The sequence below is a fragment of the Chitinophaga varians genome, from assembly GCF_014529945.1.
GTDB classification, from domain to species: domain Bacteria; phylum Bacteroidota; class Bacteroidia; order Chitinophagales; family Chitinophagaceae; genus Chitinophaga; species Chitinophaga varians.
Map to the genome: position 1 here is coordinate 322,999 of NZ_JACVFB010000002.1, position 15,681 is coordinate 338,679.

Genomic DNA, 15,681 nt, shown 5'->3' on the forward strand with positions numbered 1-15,681 from the left:
GCGTTACATATGCCCTATAGGCAGTTAATATCTAACCTGAAACTTCAATCCAAAATCAAACACACCCAGATATGAGAAAGAAGCGTCAAGACGAAGCTAACGCGCTGAAACAGCTACATGAGGAAATCACATCCTTTCCCAGTCTATACCGGCAGGCTATCTGCCAGGAATGCAATTGGTCATTGCCCACGTATTATCGCAAAATAAGGAATACCGGCACGCCGGAGCTTAGTAATATGGAAATAAAGACCGCCATTAATATAGCCTTATCCATCACACTGGCCATGGAAATGAAGATCAAAGAGATTGCTAAGGAGTTCAATAAACCAACTCATTGACGTTTGAAAACGGCTATCTTCATACGGGCTAAAGGCTAAGAAATGATAAGTTTTTGGGGGATGTTTGCGGCTAAAAAACGTCATTCCCCAAAACCTTACCCCAAGCGAAAATAATAATTCATAAAACAATAAATATCAATACATTATGAAGCATTTCAATAACCTTGACGAGGCTACCAAAAGATTAATCCGCCCAAACTTAGCTTTGCCAGGTTTGGGCGTTTTTCATTTATGGACGTGGGTTTCACCGAAAGAACGGTAAAAGGGAGTAAAGGGGAATTAAGCAAAAATGTCCCCAAAACCTTCCCCACTTTCCCCAAAAGTTGCAGCCCTACAGGGCTATTTCGTCGGGAAATGCCTTTCACACTTCCCCATGGCCGGCAAAAAAGACCTCCACGCCGTTACCTTCCTTTCTTATGTTGAGGACTTCAACAAGTGACACCATTTATCACTGAAATAGAGCAATGAGGAAGATTACATCTTTCCTATTCCCTAGTAATTCAGGTTTCTAAAACTACCTCGTATTAAAGATGAAAGGACCGATTTATTAATAACTCCGATTTTCCGATAAATTTCACCTCCAAGCTCAAACAGAATTAAAGTCGGTACTTGGCGAACCCGATATTCTTCTACCACCCTTGGAGACTTCTCGATATTTAATCTATATACTATTATTTTCTTATCAAATTCATCTGCAATCGTATCAATAACAGGGGATAGTTGACTACAAGGCTGACTCCACGGAGCCCAAAATTGAACCAATATATTGGGGCCACTCAGAACTTCCTGATCAAAGTTCTCATCACTGAGGGTTATGATTTTTTCATTAGGCATGATATTATGGTTTTAGGAGTTAGTGATATAGCAACAAAGATTATGCGAAATTGTTCTTATAAAAGATGCAGCCTGGGTTGGAGCTGTGGTGCTATTCTGATATGGAGAGGACAGTGGTTCATTAGCACGACCAATCGGGCGGCTCGTCCACACCTATAAGAGCTTTAATTAGGTTTTTATTCGAAACACGTGTTCCCAATAAGCAATATTTATTCACTCACAGAATGCAGCAGTACGATTTCATATATTTAGGCATATCATCAAATCCCTAAAATCATGAAGAGAGTTAACCTATTATCTCTGTCTGTTGCCATGGCCTTACTGATAGGAGCTTTTAGTTGTAAAAAATCAAATGTTGACCAGACCAGCCCATCTGTTGAGCAGTCAAAGAGTATAATTGATCAAAAAATAAATATTGAGAATGTACCGATTACCCAAACTGATAGTGCTGCAAGTTTTTATCAACCAGGAGAGGCATATTTCCTATTCAATGGAATGACAAGGTTACCAAACATTTTAAAGATATGGTTTAGCGTGGGTAATCATCTAACTATTCACACTTCAAGCCTGTCTAAACTGGGTTCAGTTGATTGGGTTTATACGCAAACTAGTTGCAGCTCCTCGACTCCAAACCGTGCGGTCGTTGAAGGACAACTAACAGAATCATACTTGGGCAGCAATTATAAAATATATTACACAGTTAGAATTATAATAACTATGTATCCTGCTTACCAGCAGGCAAGGGCTGAGTTAACGATATCAAAAAAAATGACTTAATAAAGTTCACGCCAGCAATTTAGGAGCCGGTAAGGTCTGGTACTTACACCGCAGACGTAACAGACCTCTTTTGCTGTCTCTGGTATTGAAACCGCTCCTTTAATTTATTTAATGGCTGCTCAAGGTATTTCCAGGAACATTGCGCTACGACCAGCGTTATCGTTACTTTAATTGCAAAAATCAGGTATACGGTTACCGGGGTCACTGCAATTAAATTCAATTTTCTGTTGGCACTATCAAAAAGATAAAATATCACCCAGTGATAGATGTATAGTCCATAGCTAATCTTACCAATACTATCTAATACAGGATTTTCAAGTATACTACACAGTTTGCGGGAAAGATGCGATGTCCCGAATGCCAGTTTTGTAAGAACAGCACCAGACAATAAAGCCAACAAGGTAAACTTCAAATGACCATATGGAAGATGTAATGAGTCATTTCCAAATCTGTGGTACCCACTTGCCATTCTGTCAATAAAAGCACCGTCTTCCCCCATGTAGTAGGTCAGCATTATCAAAGCGCCGATAGAGAATACACCTACTATATTACTCACTTTATTAAGAGATGCGATGGTGATATTATTGAAAGATTTTATATACAGAATTATAATAGCACCGATAAGCAAACTATCCATTCTTGTCGGCAGCAATGTACTTTGATAAAAAATACTGTAATCATGTGTGGCAAAATACTGCCGGATAAGTATGGATAGCAGTATTAATCCTGAGGTTAAATAAAAAGCTCTTTTTGTCGGGAACATATAAATAAAAAGCGGCCAGATCAGATAAAACTGCTCCTCTACACATAAAGACCATGTATGGCCTAACAATACAATATATTTTTCGGTAGTGGCCGCCTTAAAATTCTGCAAATAGAGATAATAATAAGGCAGATCAGCGACTTCATTAGATCTGGAAACAAATAGTATGACACTGACACCAATGACAACAAGGTAGTAAAGCGGAAAAATCCGTATACTTCTGCGGGAGTAAAAGTTAATAAAGAAGTTATCAGTTCCTTTCTGATTTATCAAAATATTGGTGATCAGAAAACCGGAGATAACAAAGAAAAGATCTACCCCTATCCAACCATTCGCAGTCACAGAGGTTAATATTTCGCCGTGGAATAGCAATACCAGTATAACTGCGATTGCCCTTAACCCGTTAAAACCACTAAAATAGCTTGGTATTTGCATGAGAGGTCCTATTATTTAAAAAAGTAAATTTATGTAATAAATTACGTATCAACAATACCAGCTACTTTTAGCCCGAGCTATGGTTAATATCATCCCATAAAAAATGCCCATTCAGAAAACTGAACAGGCGTTTTTGTTTTTGGGGTCACGTTACTAGTCCTTGATGATCATGCAACCTGGCGTTATTACGCAGTATTGTGTATTCACCTTAATGAGACTTTCGATCAAATAACTTCTGGGGTATCGCTTTCATTGGATGTATCCGGTGATTACGTTCCGGATAATGATGTAAAACTACACCGTTGTAGCTAACCTTATGTACCGCATTAACATCCGCCGGCAGCGCTTCAATATTTGCAGCGCTCTCTGAAATTTTCGCAGGATGTACCCCACTGCGCTGAAGCGTATCTTCTGTAAACTTTTCTATAACACCAACGTGCTATGTTGAATAGCAGGGTTTTAGCTATATTTGGGAACATGCGGACTAGATAACCAAAATCTGAATTAAATCCTTATTGCCCATAATATTTGCTGAATTGTTTGGAACCAAATCCATTCTGGTATTAGCGAAATAATCATAAGTCTAAAAAAATTGTGCTGTTGCACCCTTGGCGGGAAAGAGAACTTTTTCAACCTAAAAAATCTAAATAACCTATGATCAAAGTATCATCCAAAGCATCGTAGACACACTTGTTTTTCATTTTTCAGAAGATGTAATTTTTAACGTCCATACTGTCATTTTTCAGGCTGCATACAGCCTGCATGATTGTTTTTGCCATTTACAAACATACTCGTGAGTGACCCACAGTAATCAAAAGAATTTACCCTGATTCTTTACTGAGCTCGGAGCCATGTACTGTAAGTGGCAGGGGAATTCCTGTCCGTAAATGTTATCTCAGAAAATCAAAATCTAAATTGCTCATGAAAAATTTGCTACTCTTATGGCTGTTCGTGGCCAGCAGTATTGTGCATAGTTATGCTCAGACACGGACAATCAATGGTAAAGTCTCAGATGCAAAAGACGGATCGCCCATACCCGGCGTTACGGTGAGTATCAGCGGCTCCAGAACAGGGACTATGACTGGTCCTGACGGAAGTTACAAGATCGCAGTGGGAGACAATGCCTCGCTTGTTTTTTCCTATGTGGGCTTTCTTAGCCAAACAATCTCTACCAGCGGTAAAAGCCGGGTAGATGTTGCGATGCACGTAGATACCAAAGGTTTACAGGAGATCATCGTCACTGGTGTGGGCGCGGCTACCGACAGAAGGAAAGTCGCCATCTCGGTAGAGTCGCTGTCAGGAAAAGATCTGCCTAAAGTACCGGCAGCTTCTATTGACCAGGCACTGGTTGGCAAAATCGCCGGTGCTCAGATATCATCTGTTTCCGGCCAGCCAGGACAACAGGCACAAATCATCCTGCGTGGCATCAACTCACTGGGTGGTACCCAACCGATGATCCTCCTCGATGGGGTGCAGGTCAACTCCGGCAATAGCGAAAACGGTTCTTCCGGTAACCTCTCTTCCAGGCTTGCTGATCTCGACCTTTCCAATATTGAGAGAGTGGAAGTGGTACAGGGCGCCGCCGCCGCCACTATCTATGGTGCACAAGGGGCTAACGGTGTTATTCAGCTCTTCTCCAAAAAAGGCTCCCGTACAGGTAAAATAAACGTCAATTTCAGTTCCAGGGCCAGCTTCGACGATGTGCTGAAAGGTAACTTCAAATACCTGAACAAACACTATTATCCCACCGATGCAGAAGGATACATCATCGATCCTTCCGGAAAGCGCATCAAGCCGGATGCCAGAGGCATCTGGACACAGCCGAACCGCGATATCACGCCTAACACGGTAACAGATAAAAGCTTTAAGGAACCTACCTACGACCACGTTGATCAGCTGTTTAAAAACAGTTCTCCTACTTATAACAATTCCATCAACATTTCAGGTGGCCGGGAAGGATATGATTTTGCGCTCAACCTGTCTAATCTCAAACAACAGAGTATCATCAACGGAGATTATAGCAGAACGAACCTGTCCCTGAACGTAGGAGCAGATATCCTGAAAAACCTCAAATTCAGGTCCACCACACAGCTCATTACTTCTAAAAACACTACCGGCGCCATCACTGGTCAGAATAACATCTTCAGCGGCCTGGGCACTGCTATGTCCTCCTATCCATATGAAGATTTGCGGTTCAAAGATTCCATCGGCAATTATCCCTTCAATACCAGTCTGACAGACAACTCCGTATATCCTTACTATTCATTCCAAAACAGGACATACGAAGCTAAAACAAGCCGCATAGTACAGGGCATCAACCTTAACTATCAGCCTATCAAATACCTGGAAATAGACTACAAATACGGTATTGACTATTATCGTTATGATTTCTCTGACTTCATTCATAATCAGGAAAAAACACTGACGCCTGGTAAGGGTATCGATCCATTTAATGGAAAGCTCCGTTATGACAGGGATAATGAAACCACGCAGAACTCGCTGTTGACATTGTTTGTGAAGACAGACTTTGAACGCGACTTTAACATGAAAGTTCCCATTACCACCAGCACCCAGTTTGCATACGACTGGCGTAAACGTGTGTACGGCAACGTTATTATGGAAGGTGTTGGTTTCGCTCCCTTCCCTCCTTATACACTGGCCAATGCCGCCTCTAAAAGCAACGATGAAACCCGCGAAGAATTCGTTACCTATGGTTACCTCGTCAACCAACGTATTGATTATGGCAACCTGTTTGGTATCTCCGGTGGTGTAAGGGTAGACTATTCATCTGCCTTCGGCCGTGGTACCAAACCGTTTACTTTTGGTCGCGGTGATGCCTATTTCAGACTGGGCGAATTATTAAAAGTCCCCAGCATTTATGAGCTGAAGATCAGAGGCGCGTATGGCGCTGCCGGTATACAGCCGGGCGTTTATGACCGTCAGATCACCCTCGAAAAAGGTGCTATCGGCAATTCAAACTACCTTATCCTCAAGGGGACTTTAAATAACTCCGACCTCACCGTGGAAACATCCAAGGAAACGGAAGTGGGCATCGATTTTGGTCTTGAGTTAAATAAAGGCAGATGGTTCAGAAAAATCTTCATCAACCCTACCTACTGGACCAGAAAATCCAGCAACGTTATCCGTGCTATCGACCTGTCTCCTTCCACCGGAGCAAGCGGCATCCTGACCAATGCCCTGGGCCTCAAATCCGATGGTTTCCAGTTCTCCTTCGACCTGGATGTATTGGAAAGCAAAAAACTGTACTGGAATTTTGGTGTGAAATTCGGCAAACAACGCTCCATTGTTGACTATATCTCCAATCACAAACCCATTACCATTGGTGGTTCCGGCGAAGGTCAATTCGTGCTGAAAGAAGGGGAAAGCGTTGGTGCTTTCTTTGGTGTTACGCCGCTCACCAGCCTGGATGAACTTCCTGGTACAGCCGTAAAAGGCAACTATGAAGTAGGCCCGAACGGATACGTGGTAAATAAAAATACCAAAGCTGTGATGTTCGGCACCGAGAACAAAAAAATCGGCGACCCCACCCCTAAATTCAACATGAGCTTTAACAATACCCTTACCTTCAATGGCCAGCTTACACTGTCCTTCCAGCTGGATTGGGTATACGGCGGCCAGGTATACAACCAGACACGTCAATGGCTATACGCTGATAAAATCAGCAGCGACCTGGAAAAACCTGTTACCATCAATGGTCAGACCGGCGCCTTCGTTGCCTATTACAACAGCCTTTACAACACCAACACCACCAACTCCGTCTTCGTAGAAGATGGCTCCTTCCTGAGACTGCGTGACCTGACCCTGAACTACAGACTGGATAAATACCTGACCAACAAATTCATCAACAACGCACAAATCAGCCTCACCGGAAGAAACCTTTTCACTATCAGCAACTATTCAGGCCTGGACCCTGAAGCCAGTGCACGTGTGAACAACCCGATCAGAAGAGGCATAGACGTATATTCCTTCCCCAACTTCAGGTCCATACAAATTGGTGTAACGTTCGGTTTCTAAAAACAAAAAATCACGATCATGAAGAAAATATTCCTTACAATACTATCAGCATCCCTTCTTTTTAGTTGCAGTAAGAGCAGCCTGGACCTGTTGAACCCGAATGAACCAACTCCGGCCGTATTGAAGACAGAAGAAGGACTCATCAGAGGCACCCTTGGCATCTACAATAAATTTGGCCTCGAATTTTGGTGGATAGCCCTTGCCAATCATGATGTCATGGGCGACAGCTATACTATCAGTGCAGGTAACTTTTCATGGAGATGGGTGAACCAGGTTTCTAAAATCACTTTGTCCAACGGTACCGTGCTGACACCGCCCCAGGGAGGCTCGCAAGGTACAGAGCTCAAAAACCGCAACGACCGCTCCTTTGGCAATGACAATGCCTTCTACAACGAATGGGCAGCCCTTTACTTTGTGAACAACCAGGCGAATCTCATCCTTGATATCACATCGAAAGACGATCTGACACTGACCGGTGGCGCTGATGAAGCAGCCACCAAAAAAGCACTGATCCGTGCTTTTGCTTATTGGTGGAAAGGATTTGCCTACTCCCGCATCGGCTCCATCTATATCGCCGGCGTACAGGCCGATAAATTTGTGGACGGTACCCTGATGAACAATGAGTTTGTTACACATGATGCTATCGTAAAACTAGGCAACGATAACTTCGACGCCTGTGTTGCGGAACTGAACAAAGTGAAAAGCATCAGTGCCTACAATGCATTGTTCCCTCGTCTCATCCCTGATTTCACGACCACCGGCAAAGGCGGCGTGATAAGCCCGGATGCATGGAAAAGGCATATCGCTACCTACAAAGCCAGAAACCTGCTGGCAAACAAAAAGGTGGCGCAAATGACCAATGCAGATTGGACCAACGTGTTAACACTGGCCACTGCCGGTCTTACCAAAGACGACAAAATCTTCACCATGCGCAGTGCAGATGTGAACGACCTGGTTTCCATCACCGCATGGTCCCCTTACCGCTTACAGATAGGCTGGGAGAATATCAGCGAACGTCTTATCCAGGATTTTAAAGCTGGTGACAAGCGTTATGAGCGCAATATAGACGGTCCATATGCTCCATATGGCAACGAAAGAAACAGGGGCGCCCAATATGCTACCAGATGGTACCTCTTTGAAATCGGCGATGGCGGCGACTGGGCTTCCACCACTACCGGTCTTGCTGAGCTCCCGGTAGGTTGCACCTATGAAGAAAACGAACTGATGATCGCAGAGGCCAACATCCGCCTCGGCAATATTGATGAAGGGCTGAAACACATTGATAATGTTCGCGACTACCAGAAATCTGAACTGCCACATGTGGCCGGCACTGGTCTTTCTCAAACCGATGCGCTGGAAGAACTGCGCAGCGAAAGAAGAATAGGCCTCTTCCTGAAAAATGTGGCTTTCTATGATGCCAGAAGATGGGGCGTTACAGCACCCGCCGGACAGGGCGGTGGCCGCAAGCATGCATGGGTAATAAAATCAGACAATACGCTGGATAACGATGCCACTATCGAGTATAACTACCTCGACTACTGGGACGTACCGCAGAACGAACTGGATTTTAATACTCCCAGCGGAACTTCTGCACCGGTAAGATCCAACTAATCCTCTTTTCTCTTGAAATACAAACGGGGGCGGCGTATAGCCGTCCCCGTTTCATTTATTTCAGACAGATGATGGTTAACGACGCCATAATCGTTGCCATCTGTATTTGAGCCGTTGCCAGGGTGTAGCCCTCTTCACACATGGCCCGCCGGCTATCACTACCTCATCGGCCAGTCGACTTTCATCCGGTTTCAGTACCACGTCTACAGTTTGTTGTGCAGCCAGTGTCACTTCTTTCTCCAAACATCCAATGTAGGAAAAGACCAGTACCACCTGTTGACCAGACGGTGCTGAAGGTATATTTAACCGGTAGTGACCATTAGGATCTGTTATGGTACCCGTTTTCGTGCCTTTGACACGTATAGATGTGCCTGGGATGAGAGCGCCGTCTTCCATCGTCACTTTTCCGGTAATGGTCCGTGACACGGTGGTGTCCGTAGGTAGATGCTGTGAGTGATTGTCTGCCGCTGCAGCGGGCACACTGGCAGCCAGCATTACACTCAGTACGGCAGCGGGCAATAGCGATGCCGCCTGCTGCTCCGGTAAGATCAGCCTGTCGAGCTGCGATTTCTTAAACCGCCCGCAATACTTTTGGGAGGTATCAGATAACAGCGCTACGATCTGGCTGTCGGAAAGGATGGAGAAATCAATGACTGACTTCTGGCAGCTTCCACAGAAACGGCCGCGGGCATCTGGTGTCATATCTTCCCAGGGCTGCTGGCATGGCTGTGGCATAGAGACGACTAGGGGTATCTTTCGCATAACTCAACAATATACTTCAAGTTACGCCTTTTGACAGAAAACGTACAGCCGGCACCGTCATAACAGCACCGGCCGTATTGTTTGGGGAATTATTTTTCCAGCACCAGTTTATCCAGTTCCGCGGAGATGAAACTGATTTCTTCTCTGGTGAGTTGAATATTAGCCGCTTTAGCATTCTGTACGGCCTGTTCGGCGTTACGGGCGCCTACCAGCGCAATAGTAATACCGGGTTGTTCGATCGTCCAGCGAATCACCAACTGCGAAAGGGTCGCATTTTTGGCCACCGCCAGCGGATACAGTTTTTCCAGGAAGGCGTTGGTCCTTTTCAGGTTTTCTTCTCTATAGAAATAGATACCTGCGCGGTGATCACCGGGAGCAAACTGGTGGCCGGGTTTCATTTTACCAGTCAGCAGACCACGCTCCAGCGGGCTATAAGCCAATATAGACAGGCCGTTTTCAATGCAATAAGGCACATCGGTTTCTTCGATGCCACGCTTTACCATGCTGTAGGGCACCTGATCGGCCACCAGCGGCACATATTTGCGGGCTTCTTCCAGTTGTGCGGCATTGTAGTTGCACACCCCGGCATAACGCACTTTCCCCTGTTTAATGAGTTCTGCTACCGTGTCCATCGATTCCGCGATAGGCGTGGTGGAATCGGGCCAATGGATCTGGTACAGGTCAATATAGTCGGTTCCCAGGCGGCGCAGGGTGTCTTCACATTCTTTGATAATACTGGCCTTTCCGGCGTATTTGTAGATCTCAATATCCCTTCCCTGGTTATCCTGGCTGCTAAAGGCAAAATCACCCTTTGTAAGGTCCCAGCGCATTCCGAACTTCGTCAGGATCTGTACTTTATCACGAGGGATGCCTTTGATCGCCTCGCCGACGATTTCTTCACTGGTGCCTTGACCGTATATCGGGGCGGTGTCAATGGAAGTAACGCCTTCATCGTAGGAGGCCCTGATGGCCTTTACAGCGTCTTTACGTTCTGTTCCGCCCCACATCCAGCCGCCGGCGGCCCAGGCGCCGAAAGTCACCACAGATGCTTTTAAATCAGATTCCCCTAATTGTCTGTATTCCATAATAGCCTTTTGTTTTATGTCAAAAATAAAAAGAGTCCGGAGGTATATCCCCGGACTCCCTGATATATAACTGTTATATTATCCATTCAGTTCACTTAACTCCAGCCATCGCATGCCCTTTTCATCCAACAGCTGTATCACCTCTCCTATCCGGTGGGTGAGCGGTTCCATTTCTTCGTAGGGCAGTGTACCGCCGGCCAGTTTGGCCTCAATGGCTTTTTTCTCTTCTTCGAGGGATTCCATCTCTTTTTCGAGATTTTCAAACTCCCGTTTTTCCTTGAAGGTCATTTTGCGGGCGCCTGCACCTTCCGTTGGGGTGGCAGCAGGTGCCTGAATAGCTTCTGCTTTGGCCTCCTTTTTCTCTTCCGTTTTGCGTTTGTCCTCTTCCTTCTGCCATTCTCTGTACTGGGTGTAGTTGCCGGGATAGTCGCGTACTACGCCGTCGCCTTCAAATACAAAGAGGTGTTCCACCAGTTTATCCATGAAGTAACGATCGTGGCTGACGATGATCACGCAGCCCTGGTACTCCAGCAGGAAATTCTCCAGAATACTGAGCGTAGGCAGGTCCAGGTCGTTGGTAGGCTCATCGAGTACCAGGAAGTTGGGATTACGGAAGAGGATTGACAGCAGGTGCAGTCTCCTTTTCTCACCTCCACTGAGTTTGGAGATATAGGTGTATTGTTTTTCCGCGGGGAACAGGAAGAGTTCCAGGAATTGGGCGGCGCTCACTTTGGTGCCGTCGGCCAGCGGGAAGTTTTCAGCGATGTTTTTCACAAACTCGATCACCCGCATATCTTCTTTCACTACCAGTCCCGTTTGGGAATAGTTACCAAACACGATGGTCTCTCCGACGTTGATTTTACCGGAATCCGGTTGTTCCGTGCCGAGCAGCATGTTCAGGAAAGTGGATTTCCCCACGCCATTTTTACCGACTACGCCTATACGATCTCCTTTTTTAAAAGTATAGTCAAACCCTTTGAGGATTTTCAGGTCGCCATATGCTTTGTAAACCTTTTTCAGCTCGAGGATTTTGCCACCGAGGCGGGTCATTTTCACATTCAGCTCCAGTTGCTGGTCCGCTATTCTGGTGGAGGCCTTTTCTTTCACTTCATAAAAAGCGTCCTGGCGGGCCTTGGATTTGGTGGTACGGGCCTTGGGTTGCTTACGCATCCATTCCAGTTCTTTCCGGTAGGTATTGCGGGCTTTTTCCACACTGGACCGGTCCATTTCCTCCCGGGAGGCTTTCCGTTCGAGGTAGTTTTCGTAGTCACCCTTGTATACAAAGAGCTGTTCCTGGTCCAGTTCCATGATTTCATTGCAGACACTATCGAGGAAGTAGCGGTCGTGCGTTACCAGCAGGAGGGTTACCCGTTCCTGATCGAGGTAGTTTTCCAGCCATTCGATCATGCCCACATCGAGGTGGTTGGTGGGTTCGTCCATGATGAGCAGCACGTGTTTATGTTCGAAGCCGATGTCTATCAGAACTTTAGCCAGGGCCACACGTTTTTGTTGTCCGCCGGAAAGGGAGCCTACCGGTTGATCGAGGTGGTGTATATTGAGTTTACCGAGGATCTGTTTCACTTTGGCATCAAAGTGCCAGGCGTTCAGCTCATCCATGCGGGCAAACGCGGCGGTGAGTTTTTCCACGTCCGGCTCGTGGCCTTCTTCGGTCAGCAGCTCATATTCCTTGATAGCGTTCAGTGTGGGATTATCATGATCGAAGATATTCTCGATCACGGATTTGGCGGGGTCGAAGTTGGACTGCTGTTCCAGCATTACAACGGTCACATCCTTGTGTATCCATACTTTTCCTTCATCGGGAGCTTCTTTGCCCAGGATAATCTTGAGCAGGGTGGATTTACCAGTTCCATTGAGCGCCACCAGCGCTATTTTATCGCCTTCTTCGATGTGAAAAGAGATATTCCGGAATAAAGGCTTAACGCCGTATGATTTAGTGAGCCCTTCTACTGTAACGTAATGCATAACTGCGAAGTTATACATATTCAGGAAAACTCCCCCAAATCCGGAATTATGTATTTGATATTATGATTTTTTTCGTATATTCAGTATAGGAATGGATAGCCGGACGGATAATCCTACACCTAATGATAACGATTTTTGTTGTTCGTTTTATTTCGGCCTTTGTCCATTATCCTTGCCCCTCTTTTGCGAAAAATAAAAAGCCCTTGCGCGTGAAGCGGAAGGGCTTGCGTGTTTTTAGCACTTACTTATTTTAAAAATCGTAATAGAACTGTCTGAAGGAGCTACGGAGGCCAAAGTTGAAGATCAGGTCGGTTTTGGAACCGGTGATGTCATTTTTGAGCCGGCGTGCTGCCAGGGAAGCTTCCACCCGTAAGTTGTATTTCGGGTTCAGGATGAAGGCTACAGTTCCCTGAGCATAGAGCATATTCGTTTTAATACCCTGCCCTATCCAGTTACCGTATTCGTTAGGGTGAGTGGTGTAGGGCTTGGAGATATCGTGGCCGAAGTTGGTTTTTTCATCCGGATCGTCGCCGTATTTGGCGTACATGAGCTCTCCGCGGCCATACCAGCGTTTATAGCGGTAGGTAGCAATACCCAACACTTCCTGGAAGTTGGCGCCCAATGGGTGTGCCAGTGATTGGTTATAATGCTCATAGTTGATGAGTGTGCTCCGGTAGCTGTAAGTGTAAGGTCTCACCGCATTATATTCTCCCTGCAGGTCCAGGTTTTTCACCTTAAACAGGTCGAAGGAGCGGAAGCCCAGCTGCCAGCTCTGTTTGTTGGCCCACCAGCCTTTTCCGCCAAATACCTCTTTCAGTTTGAATTCATCCAGTACCAGCTGGCCGTAGACGGTTGTTTTAGGAAGCAGTTTGTATTTGAAATTGGCGCCTACCAGGGCGTTATCGGAGGAGCCTTCGGAGAACTCGGCGGAACGGAGGAAAATGATCGGGTTCATATAGCTCCAGTCGAAGCCACGTTTACGGCCGGAAGAATCGGCATCAGGCCAGATCACTGCATCAAAGAGGCCGATAGTCAGCCGTTTGTTGACATTCCAGTCGAGGAAATGGAAAACGCCCCATTTTTTATAGTAGCCGAGGTCGTTATAAGCGGACGCAAAGTCTTTGCTATGCTTATCCATAAACTGGGCCCACATGGCAGTATATTGTACACTGCCCAGGTTGCCGGTTAACCGGAGATAGGGATAGCTGAACTGGATATCAGAAAGAATCAGAGAGCGGTAACCATCTCCGATGAAATTTTGCCCATACCCCGCAGTGACATTCAGGTATTTGTTGGGCGTGTAGGATAATAAGGCATTGGCGTAGTTATAGTCAAAAGCCTTGCCTTCGCTGTAATCCTTGATACCTCCCTGACCGGGAACAATATCATTTTTACGGATATACTGGTCGAGATAATAGGGAAATTTACCCTGGTTCTCATAAAAGGAGGATTCAAAATAAAACTTGGTCCCGATGTTGGCCTGAATGATAGCTCCGCGGGTATTCAGCCAGTTTGTTCTGCTGCCTTCCCGGCTTTTACCGATCTGGAAGTCGGGCAGGAAGTCTATAAAGACGTTGTATTCTTTATTTCTGAATTCCAGTAAGTGCTCCTGGAACAGCTTACGGTAAAGCAGGCTACGCTTTACAGGGTCCTCTTGTGTGTACATCGCGCTGGTATCCACATGCAGGATGGGTTTAAAGGCCGTGTGGTGATTGGCGGAGTCAAGGTAGAGTTCCCGTATATTCATATGGTTATACGGAAGAATAACCGGTAATTTTTCCTGTGCATTGGCTGCACGGGCAAGCAATAGAATTGCCGCTACCCAAACGAGATGCTTCATTAATTTTTGTTTGGTTCTAAAATTTATTAATTCACGGAATCAGGTATTCACAAACATCTTCACAATGACCTGACAAAGTATGATGGCAGGTTTCCACGAAACGCAAAGATACTATTTTCAATAAATTGTGGCGACAGCGGCGGGATCAATCGAAAGAAAAGGGTGATTGCCCGCGGAATAACGCCGACGGGCAATCGAAAATACTACAAATAATGTGTTTGAGAAGCGGATTTTAGTTTCTCAGTAACATTTTTTAATGTCTTGTTTATCTTTTTGGGGATATCAGTATCTTAAAGTGTGTGTTTCACTTCTTCATAGACACTGCGGATACCTTCTTCCAGGTTGATGGTGGCCTTCCAGCCATAGCTATGTAACTTGGCCACATCCATCAGTTTTCGTGGTGTACCGTCTGGTTTGCTGGTATCAAAAGTTAACTGGCCTTCATAACCAACAATCCGTTGTATCAGTTCCGCCAGTTCCCTGATGCTGATGTCTTCTCCCACCCCTATATTTACGAGGCCTTTTTCACTATAATTTTGCATCAGGTAGAAACAGGCGTCAGCCATATCATCTGCGTGCAGAAACTCCCGTTTAGGCGTGCCGGTGCCCCACAAAACGACTTCCGGCTGGTTGTTTTTCTTCGCCTCATGCATTTTACGCAACATCGCCGGCAATACATGGGAGTTGTTCAAATCATAGTTATCATTAGGGCCATACAGGTTAGTAGGCATTACGGAGATGAAGTTACTGCCGTATTGTGCGCGGTAAGCATCACACATCTCTATCCCTGCAATTTTAGCAATGGCGTATGGTTCATTGGTAGGCTCCAGTAGTCCGGTAAGCAGATATTCCTCCTTTAATGGCTGAGGCGCCATTTTGGGATAAATACAGGAGGAGCCCAGGAACATCAGTTTCTTCGCTCCGTTCAGATGAGCATGATGGATCACATTGTTCTGGATCATCAGGTTCTCATAAATGAACTGTCCGCGGTAGGTATTGTTGGCCATGATACCCCCCACTTTGGCTGCGGCCAGAAAGACGTAATCGGGCTTTTCATTTTTGAAAAACGCCGCTACCGCCGGCTGATCACGCAAATCCAGTTCACCGGATGTACGGGTCACAATATTGGTCAATCCGGCTTTCTGCAATCGCCTTACGATGGCGGAACCGACCATTCCGCGGTGCCCTGCCACATATATCTTGTCCTGGTGGTTCATA

General features: G+C 45.8%; 11 protein-coding genes. 4 read left to right on the forward strand and 7 right to left on the reverse strand.

Annotated features, from left to right (window positions below; translation table 11 throughout):
- Nucleotides 1-71 precede the first annotated feature (71 nt).
- On the forward strand, nucleotides 72-338 hold the full coding sequence (locus tag ICL55_RS09060; RefSeq protein ID WP_188096232.1) for a hypothetical protein: 267 nt from the start codon (nucleotides 72-74) through the stop codon (nucleotides 336-338).
- 492 nt (nucleotides 339-830) lie between these two features.
- Here the strand turns inward: ICL55_RS09060 and ICL55_RS09065 are convergent, their stop codons facing one another.
- The gene (locus ICL55_RS09065) at nucleotides 831-1,172 is read right to left on the reverse strand and encodes a thioredoxin family protein (RefSeq protein ID WP_188096234.1); all 342 of its coding nucleotides are present in this window, start codon (nucleotides 1,170-1,172) and stop codon (nucleotides 831-833) included.
- A gap of 276 nt (nucleotides 1,173-1,448) precedes the next feature.
- Here ICL55_RS09065 and ICL55_RS09070 point away from each other — a divergent pair, with 276 nt between their 5' ends.
- A complete protein-coding gene (locus tag ICL55_RS09070; RefSeq protein WP_188096236.1) occupies nucleotides 1,449-1,949 on the forward strand; it encodes a hypothetical protein in 501 nt (166 codons plus the stop codon).
- 43 nt (nucleotides 1,950-1,992) lie between these two features.
- Here the strand turns inward: ICL55_RS09070 and ICL55_RS09075 are convergent, their stop codons facing one another.
- Nucleotides 1,993-3,147 (reverse strand): acyltransferase family protein, encoded by a 1,155-nt coding sequence (locus ICL55_RS09075; RefSeq protein WP_188096237.1) that lies wholly within the window; start codon nucleotides 3,145-3,147, stop codon nucleotides 1,993-1,995.
- A gap of 921 nt (nucleotides 3,148-4,068) precedes the next feature.
- On the opposite strand from ICL55_RS09075, the gene ICL55_RS09080 reads away from it, so the two are divergent.
- Both ICL55_RS09080 and ICL55_RS09085 read left to right on the forward strand, forming a co-directional pair.
- Nucleotides 4,069-7,182: a SusC/RagA family TonB-linked outer membrane protein gene (locus ICL55_RS09080; protein WP_188096240.1), complete on the forward strand. Its 3,114-nt coding sequence runs from the start codon at nucleotides 4,069-4,071 to the stop codon at nucleotides 7,180-7,182.
- 18 nt (nucleotides 7,183-7,200) lie between these two features.
- Nucleotides 7,201-8,793, forward strand: coding sequence for a RagB/SusD family nutrient uptake outer membrane protein (locus ICL55_RS09085; protein ID WP_188096242.1), 1,593 nt, complete (start codon nucleotides 7,201-7,203; stop codon nucleotides 8,791-8,793).
- A 75-nt stretch (nucleotides 8,794-8,868) separates the two neighbouring features.
- Here the strand turns inward: ICL55_RS09085 and ICL55_RS09090 are convergent, their stop codons facing one another.
- The 5 genes from ICL55_RS09090 to fcl form a co-directional block, all read right to left on the reverse strand.
- A complete protein-coding gene (locus ICL55_RS09090) occupies nucleotides 8,869-9,555 on the reverse strand; it encodes a carboxypeptidase-like regulatory domain-containing protein (protein WP_188096244.1) in 687 nt (228 codons plus the stop codon).
- A gap of 89 nt (nucleotides 9,556-9,644) precedes the next feature.
- The gene (locus ICL55_RS09095) at nucleotides 9,645-10,640 is read right to left on the reverse strand and encodes an aldo/keto reductase (protein WP_188096246.1); all 996 of its coding nucleotides are present in this window, start codon (nucleotides 10,638-10,640) and stop codon (nucleotides 9,645-9,647) included.
- Nucleotides 10,641-10,718: 78 nt separating this feature from the next.
- On the reverse strand, nucleotides 10,719-12,623 hold the full coding sequence (locus ICL55_RS09100) for an ABC-F family ATP-binding cassette domain-containing protein (RefSeq protein WP_188096248.1): 1,905 nt from the start codon (nucleotides 12,621-12,623) through the stop codon (nucleotides 10,719-10,721).
- A 250-nt stretch (nucleotides 12,624-12,873) separates the two neighbouring features.
- A complete protein-coding gene (locus ICL55_RS09105; protein WP_188096250.1) occupies nucleotides 12,874-14,463 on the reverse strand; it encodes a hypothetical protein in 1,590 nt (529 codons plus the stop codon).
- Nucleotides 14,464-14,753: 290 nt separating this feature from the next.
- Nucleotides 14,754-15,680, reverse strand: coding sequence for a GDP-L-fucose synthase (gene fcl / locus ICL55_RS09110; RefSeq protein ID WP_188096252.1), 927 nt, complete (start codon nucleotides 15,678-15,680; stop codon nucleotides 14,754-14,756).
- Nucleotide 15,681: the final 1 nt, after the last annotated feature.